Genomic DNA, 7,621 nt, shown 5'->3' on the forward strand with positions numbered 1-7,621 from the left:
TTCGCCCGCCGGATGTCCACCTTGCGGAATCGACATTTCCCAGACCTGGTCGCAGGCAAGGCTACTCGCCGATACTGCGATTCAGGATGTCGGTGTAGAGCAGGCGGTGCATGACGCCATCTGCGAAGACGATTTGAATCGGCAGGGTGGCACTCACTCCCCATCCGGCGGCAGTCGCCGGCGCCAACGCCACGTCGATGACGCCGACAGCGAGCTGATCGCCGGTGATCTGGTCGAATTCGGTGATCTGGCTGCGAAACACCTGGCTGCTCAGGTCCGCTGCCGTGCCGAAGACCAGCATGCGCAGACCGGATTCGGCGAGAAAACTGCCTACGGTCGAGTCGTTGAGGTACTGCATCGCTATCCCTGTACCTCCTCGTAGTGTCGGTCGCGTTCCCATTCCACTGCGGTCTTCCACCGGTTGTCACCGGCCAGATAGCTCGGAAAAGCGCCGATGACAGTGTCGCGAGACAGACCGAGGATGCTGTAATGGCGGGATGGGCCGCCGTCGCGGAAGTCGAGGCTGAAGGTATCGTTCTCCGGTAGGTACACCGTCGAGATATACACCTGTGGCTCGGATCCCAGAATCGCGATGGTCTTGTCGACGTGGCCGAGCGATTCGAGCAGATCGGAGACATCGTCTTTACCGGCTGGATCGGCCTCGAGGTCGAAATCTGATCGCAGAAACAACTCTCACCCTCCTGTGGTAACGAACTTGCGGAGTAGCTTCAAGGCGGTCTCTGCCGTGGGATCCCCGCGCTGAAACTCGAGCGACACGGCTTGCGCCCGCCAGTTCTTACATTCGATCCAGCCGGCATCCGCTTCGGCGATCATATGAAGCGCAGCTTCGAGATTTCCCAGGTCGGTAACTATCGGGCTGTCACTCGTGACATCGGGCTCGCCCTGACGTTCGAATCCGAACCGCACGGCTATGTATGGTTTGGGATCACGAGACCAATTGCTGGGTTGTAGTTCTCGTCGATACCGGCGAAAAGCCAAGCTCTCGGATTCTGTCATCGAGACTTCGCATTCCCAGCCAGGGCATAGTCCATAGATGCGTTGGTTCAGGTCTTCGTCCTCGGACGGCGTCAAGTCTGCGGCTGCGGGAAGAACCGCGATCGCGCTGTCGAAGCCGTAATGGGGAAGTCGCAAGCCCGGTACGGCAATCATCGGTGTAGCGGCGGCCAGCTTCTGCATGTTGGCTCGTGCGAAGTGGACGAATTGGTTCACATCTTCCCAGCTCGTCTCGTGCTTGGCGTTCACCTGAAACAAGGCCTGGCCATCGGGGCGTGCAATGAATACGAGGCGCGCTATGGGATTCGGTTCAGAGCTGACCCATGCGTCCGGTATTCCATCGAAGTCTTCCAGCGGAACTAGTTTACGAAACTCGGCAATGATGTCCATCCAACTTCTTCCCATGCCGAACCCTACGGCCGCACGGATCGCCGTGCGGCCGTTGCTGTATCACGTTCACACCGTCCGGAACTCACCCACCCATTCGCCCTCGAGCAAATACCGCGGGATGTACTCCGAGTCGACTGTGATGTCGAAACCGGCGTCCCTGGCCAGGCATGCTACGGCTGTGAGGCTGAGCGAGACCAAGCCTTCCGGCTTGTAGAAGTCCTCTTCGCTGGACCAGTACTCTTTGTGCCACTGCAGAGCTTTGGCCAATTCGTTGTTGAATCGGTCGTCGTCGCCTCGCGCGAGTTGGGTCATCAGGTTCATCGGTGGATACATCAGGCGGAGTACGCCGCCCGCGCCGGTGTGCTGGATCGCTTCCGGAGCGGTGCCTTCCACAGCCGCGACAAGTTTCGCTCCGAACTCCGGCTGCTTCAGCCAGTACGCCTGGAGCGCTTCGACCCAGGCATAGATGTAGGAATCGAACACTGCCCCGGGCCTTCGCAGGAAAGACACTGGTACTCGGCACAACTCGTCGAGCCGCCGCTTTTCGCGGCAGATGCAACTCAGCCAAAAAGCGGTCAGCCAATCGCTTGGATGCGCCCATCGGTGCGCCCCGGTCCGCACGGTCCGTTTCTCGTGCGCGATCACGCAGTCGACGGTGTCGCCGGTTGCGAGGGCCGAGGTGAAGAACGCGGAACCGATCTGCATTGCGGTCACGCACGCCTCCCACGTCTCGAGTTGCGCGGCGGTGGGGTCTCCGGCGCAACGCAGGTCGAGGACGGTTACCGCTGCGGGCAAAGCGAAGGAGAACTCTTCCGAAGTGCGACCGAGACCATCGATGCTGGTTCGAAGCTTCGGTTCGGCATGTTCCAGCAGGTCGGCCAGGTTCCGTGTGGGGTACTCATGGCGCGGAATCGTTACCATTACTTCTCATCCTCTGTCCTGATATCGAACTCCTTCATAATGTATCCGCCGTGTCTGTCACCATCCGGAACTGCCTTCACCAGCATGTATTTCAGCTTACTCGGCTGCGCGAGAAGAGCCTCTTTCAGGTCTGCCGCCAATTTCAGCTCGTCGTTCGCATGCTGTCTCTCGGCCTCGGTGGTTGCCTTTGCGAGGTTCGCGATACCGCGAGTCTCCATCTCATGAAGAATAGTCTTGAAGTATTCGCGGGTACCCTGCTTGACTTTCGGGACGCCCGGTGTAGGTGATACTTCAGCTGTCTCAGGTTTCGTTGTTTCTGTTGTTTCTGTTGTTTCTTGGCGCTGCTCGCCGGGCTCACCTGCGGTCGCGTCGATATCCTTGGCGCCCAGCGGTAGCCCGCGCCGATCACCGAGGCCGGCGTCAGGCGACCCCTTGACCTCCACAACCACATATTCGCCGTTCGGAAGCCGCCAGATCTGATCGAAACGATTGTTCCCTGAACCGCGATTGTCGATGCGCTCGGCCCCTGCGAAGTTGTTGGGGATGGCCTGCAGTTCGGAGACTGCATCTCCGTATGTCTCGCTAGCTCGGGTCATTGCGCCATGCAATGGGCTATGCTTGGCATCGGCTGCCTCGAAAGCCGCCTTGTTTGCCTCCGAGGGATCCTTTTCGTACTCGGCTTTTGCGGCGGCCCGGTCTTTGTGTGGCTGCCGGTCATTTTTAATCGCTTCTTCGCGGGCCTTCGCAAGTTCGTCGAGACGGTCTAGGTTCTCCTTCGAGATTCTCTCACCACGTTCACCGTCGTGATCGCTCTCATCTATGTAGGATTCCGGCTCCGCATCGGGCACGTCGCTGGCGAGCATCCACTTGGGATCGTTCGATCCGGTCGGGTGCAGTTGTGGTAGCGGGTCGTTGTGCTCGTCCCGGTTTTTGAGGCTGCGGCGATGCCCAATTGCGTTGTAGTACTTCTCGAACCATTCTTGGTTCGTATTTGCCTTCTTGAGCTGCGCTTCTCGTTTGCGCCGTTTTTCAGCGTCGTCATCTGCCATGTAGTCGACGGGTGAGTTGCCGAGGTCGGTTGGGGGCGCGACGGACTGGCTGGTGGTCGGCGTCGGGGTTTTGCCGTCGGGCGAGGTCGGGTAGTGAGTGGTCCAAGTGCCGTTGTCGCGGACGTGGGCGGGGGAGTCGGGTCTGGCGGGGACGCCGACGGCGTCGGAGGCGACCGTGACCGGGGCGCCTAGCTCGTTGGCTAGTCGGCGGGCCAGGTCGGGGTTGTTGGCGGCGTGGCAGGCGATGAGGCGGACGGGGGTGCCGGGTTTGTAGTTGGGGTTGGCGCGGATTGCGTCGGCGATTTGTTTGGGGGTGAGGTTGTTCTGGGGGTTGCCGTCGCGGTCGGCGTGGAAGATGACGTCGAAGTCGCCCTCGTTGCGGAGGTTCTGGCGGACTCGGTGGGTGGTGGGGTCGTTGCCGATGGAGGTGCTGGTGGGGGTGTGGTGGGTGTTCGGGGGTGTAGAGGGTTTGGTTGGGTCGAAGTCGACCGGGTGAGAGGAGGGGGTGGCCGAGTGGCCGCCGTCGGAGGTTGGGCGAGTTGTGTTGAGAGTGTTCGGGTTCTGTTGTTCAGGGCCTCTGGCAGGTTGGGCTGGGGTGGTGTCGTGGCTTGACCGGGGTGGGTTCGTTCGTGGTTCGGTGATGTGGTGTGCGGGGTTGGTGGCCCCCGGATTCCAAGGGGTGGAGTTGGGATCGTATTTGTGCTGATCGAAAAGCTTCTGCCAGTCGGCTGCGGAGCGTTTGGGGTATGCGTCACCGGGCGGGGTGCGGTCGGGTTGCCTGGAGGAAGGAGGGCTGGTCTGGTTGAGAGTTGGGCGAGTCGGGTTGCCGGGTGTGCCGTGGTCCGTTCGGCGTGGTTCGGATTCCGGGGCCCTGGTGTCGGGGAGGTTGCGGAGGTTCTGGTCTTCGAAGCGGCTGGGACGCTGCGGGGTCGGGCGGGAAGGTTTGCTGTTGTCGGGTGTGGCGGGTTGGCGGTTGGTGGGGGAGGTGGGATCGGGGCGCGCTGAGGATGGACTCTGTTGTGCGCGTGTGGGCGAAACACCTGGGGTAGAGGGATTTTGGTTGGGGCGCGTGGAATCGGGATTGGCCGAGTTCTGGGTGGGACGTGTGGTGTCGGGACTGGCCGGGTTCTGCGTCGCTCGTGCGGGCGCGTCAGGGCGCGTTGGTGAAGGCGAATTGTTGGGGCGCGCGGCGTTCGGGCCGGCGGCGGTACCGGGGTCACCGGTTTGCGGGGTGCTGGGTGAGCGAGGAGTCTCGGATTGGGGGGTGCTGGGGAGTCCGGTGACCGGGGCTGTGGCAGGTGCGGTGGCGGTGGCTGCCGGTGTGGTTTCGGTCGAGGTCGGCTGGGTGGCCGTGGTGGGATTCGCCGGAGTCGCGGGGGTGTTGGGTGCTGCTGGGGTTGCCGGTGTGGACGGCGAGGTGGGCGCTGTCGCGGCGGGTGCGGTGGTGGCCGGTGAAGCGGGGGTGCTATCGGATGGTGTGGTGGGGGAGGGGTTTTGAGTCGCGGGGGACGGGTTCTGGTTCGCCGGGGACTGGGTGGCGGGGCTGCTCGGTGCGGCGGGCTGGCCGGTGGTGGGCTGGGTGTTGGCGGGTTGGCCCTGGGCGGGTTCGGTGGTTTGTGCTGGTTGCTGAGGCGGGGCTGGTTGGCTGTTGGGGGACTGGGGCGTGGCCGGCTGCTGGGCGGACTGGCCGGTGGTCGGCTGGCTCGGTGACTGCTGGGCCGGGTTCTGCTGGGCCGGTTGGCCCTCGGGTGACTGCGGGCTCGGCTGTTGACTGCTGGGCTGAGGTGTGGACGGCTGCGTCGGCTGCTGCTGGGTGGATGGTTCCGTGGGCTGGGTCGACGGCGCGCTCGGCTGAGTGGGCTGTTGCTGGTTCTGCTGGGTGGACGGCTCCGTCGGCTGGGTCGGCTGCTGTGGTGTCGACGGTTGGCTCGGTTGCTGATTCTGTTGCTGTGCCGACGGTTCCGTGGTTTGAGTCGGCTGTTGTTGGGTGGGCTGCTGTTGATTCTGTTGTTGCGCGGCCGGTTCGGTCGGCTGGGACGGTTGCTGCTGGTTCTGCTGTTGCGACGCCGGTTCGGTTGGTTGCGTGGGCTGCTGCTGGTTCTGTTGTTGCGCGGCCGGTTCCGTGGGCTGGGACGGTTGCTGCTGGTTCTGTTGCTGCGCCGCCGGTTCGGTGGGCTGCTGCTGGTTCTGCTGCTGCGCGGCCGGTTCCGTCGGCTGGGACGGTTGCTGCTGGTTCTGTTGCTGCGCCGCCGGTTCCGTAGGCTGCTGCTGATTCTGCTGTTGCGTCGACGGTTCCGTGGGCTGGGTGGGCTGCTGCTGGTTCTGCTGTTGCGCCCCCGGTTCCGTCGGCTGGGTCTGCCCCGGCTGACTCGGATTCTCCCCACCGTTCGGATTGGTCCCCGCCGGAGTGGTCTGCCCCGGATTGGGTTGCGCGGGATTGCTTCCCGCCGGTGTCGTGTCCGCGGGGTTCGACGGATTCTGCTCACCGGGATTGTTGTCCCCCGGATTCCCCTGCTCCCCACCATCGTTGGCGCCCGCCGGATTCGTCTCACCCGGATTGTTGTTCCCGCCCCCGTTCTCCAGCGCGCTCTGCCCGGCCCCCGCCACCGAGGACGTGATGTTCTCCAGCGAGAACGTGTCGGAGAGATCGAACGGCTGATCGGTCAGCGCGGCTGTCGTGGCGGCGGCGGCGACCTCACCGGCCAATCCGGCGCCCACCTCCTGGGCCCCGTCCTTGAGGGCGCTGGTGAGTTTATTCCCGCCGGGGCTGCCCGATCCGGAGGTGAGCGCGCCCTCGGTGGCTCCGGCCGCGGCGGCCGCGGCGATGGTGGCCCCGGACTCGAGCCATTCCTCTTTGCTGAGGGCGTCCCGGTTGCCGACGGCGACCTGGGCGAGTTTGAGGCCGATCTCGAGGAAGCCTTCCTCGAGCACCGCCGACCACGCGCCCTTGAGCGCCGCGCGGGCGGCGGCTTTGAGAGCGGCTTTGGACAGGATGCGTTTGAGCAGGGCTTTGAGTGCGACGCGGATGGCGATGCGGGTGGCGGTCTGGGCGGCCGCGGCGGTGGCGGCGCCGGCGGGCGCGCCGACACCGGTGGCCATTTCGGCCAGTGCGATGGCCATTTCGATGGCGAAGATGACCAGCGAGGCGATGATGACGAGCTTGGTGTGCTCGATATCGGCCGCGCCGTCGCCGATTTCGTCGGCGAGGGTTTCGATGGTCTTGATCAGGCCGTCGAAGGCGCCTTTGCCGCCGCCGAGTTTGTCCCAGTGCGCGGCGAAGGCTTCGCCGGTGGAGCCGTCGAGTTGGGCGATGGCCTGTTTGACGGCGTAGGTGGCTTCGTCGTCGAGGTCGGTGAGGGTGGTGGCCAGACCGGTCCAGGCGTCCTCGACCCGCCGCATCGCGGTTTCGTCTCCTTCGGGCCAGTCTCCGGCGCCGACCACGTATTTGGCGACCCACTGCAACGAGTCCGGTATCTCGATCCCCACCCGTTGCTACCCCTTCGAACCGGCCCACCCGCTAGCTGGGCACAAACATACCTACACCCCGTTTGACGCGGCCAGTCCAGAACTGGTTCCACTCGATCTGAAAGAACTTGCCGCCCGCGCCGATTCGCCGCCCCGCCGGCGAAGAGTGCTGACGCCCGCGCGGATTCGAGCGGGCGAACCGGGACAGCGCGCAGCCCTGATTCCCGGAGAAGTGAACGACGGTTATCGGTCCGTCCGCGAGCTGTGCAGTTTGCTCAGCTGCGCCGGCCCACCGAGACGCGGACGAGGCCGGATCGTGCGGCCGCGCTCCGGCGGCGGTGCGGCGTGCCGAGCGTCCGGCCGGGCGCCGGTCCGCGCCCGCCTACCGCCTCGGGGCGACTGTGACATCGCCGACAGCAAATCCAGCAAACTCTTACTGGAGCGCCTGCCTGGGGCAATGTCACCTTGCTATGGATCTTGGTTGGTTCGGGGCAGGCGGCGACGGTAGATTGTTTCGGTGGTCTGTTGCGGAGGTCCCGGCGCTGCCGGTCGGTGGGTAGTGGGCGTGATCGGGCCCATGTAACGAGATCGACCTTGGACAGATAGTGCCAATGAACATTTTTGTGCCTGATTGATATGAGAACTGAACCTGGGTACGCGGGCGCCACGCTTCGATGAGGTGAGCGTCCTGTCCGGGTGTCGTCGGGGAGCGCTTGCGTGGTGTTCCGGAAGCGAGGTTTCGGTTGGACCGGCTGGATGAGGGCGGGAACAGCGACTTTGGT

The 7,621-nt window shown here is 64.1% G+C and carries 5 protein-coding genes; all 5 read right to left on the minus strand.

Going from position 1 to position 7,621, the window contains the following annotated elements:
- Positions 1 to 61: 61 nt before the first annotated feature.
- The gene (locus AB0I43_RS14425; RefSeq protein WP_356973206.1) at positions 62 to 358 is read right to left on the minus strand and encodes a hypothetical protein; all 297 of its coding nucleotides are present in this window, start codon (positions 356 to 358) and stop codon (positions 62 to 64) included.
- A 2-nt stretch (positions 359 to 360) separates the two neighbouring features.
- Positions 361 to 690, minus strand: coding sequence for a hypothetical protein (locus AB0I43_RS14430; RefSeq protein ID WP_356973208.1), 330 nt, complete (start codon positions 688 to 690; stop codon positions 361 to 363).
- Positions 691 to 693: 3 nt separating this feature from the next.
- The gene (locus AB0I43_RS14435) at positions 694 to 1,404 is read right to left on the minus strand and encodes a hypothetical protein (protein WP_356973209.1); all 711 of its coding nucleotides are present in this window, start codon (positions 1,402 to 1,404) and stop codon (positions 694 to 696) included.
- Positions 1,405 to 1,470: 66 nt separating this feature from the next.
- Positions 1,471 to 2,325: an immunity 49 family protein gene (locus AB0I43_RS14440; RefSeq protein ID WP_356973211.1), complete on the minus strand. Its 855-nt coding sequence runs from the start codon at positions 2,323 to 2,325 to the stop codon at positions 1,471 to 1,473.
- On the minus strand, positions 2,325 to 6,860 hold the full coding sequence (locus tag AB0I43_RS14445) for a hypothetical protein (protein ID WP_356973213.1): 4,536 nt from the start codon (positions 6,858 to 6,860) through the stop codon (positions 2,325 to 2,327). The genes AB0I43_RS14440 and AB0I43_RS14445 overlap by 1 nt, the downstream gene beginning before the upstream one ends.
- Positions 6,861 to 7,621 lie beyond the last annotated feature (761 nt).

Origin of the sequence: Nocardia sp. NPDC050435, assembly GCF_040655395.1 — a bacterium.
GTDB lineage: Bacteria > Actinomycetota > Actinomycetes > Mycobacteriales > Mycobacteriaceae > Nocardia.

Coding starts and splice junctions, on each gene's coding strand:
- AB0I43_RS14435 (WP_356973209.1), bottom strand. CDS start 1,404: ATGGACATCATTGCCGAGTTTCGTAAACTAGTTCCGCTGGAAGACTTC.
- AB0I43_RS14440 (WP_356973211.1), bottom strand. CDS start 2,325: ATGGTAACGATTCCGCGCCATGAGTACCCCACACGGAACCTGGCCGAC.
- AB0I43_RS14425 (WP_356973206.1), bottom strand. CDS start 358: ATGCAGTACCTCAACGACTCGACCGTAGGCAGTTTTCTCGCCGAATCC.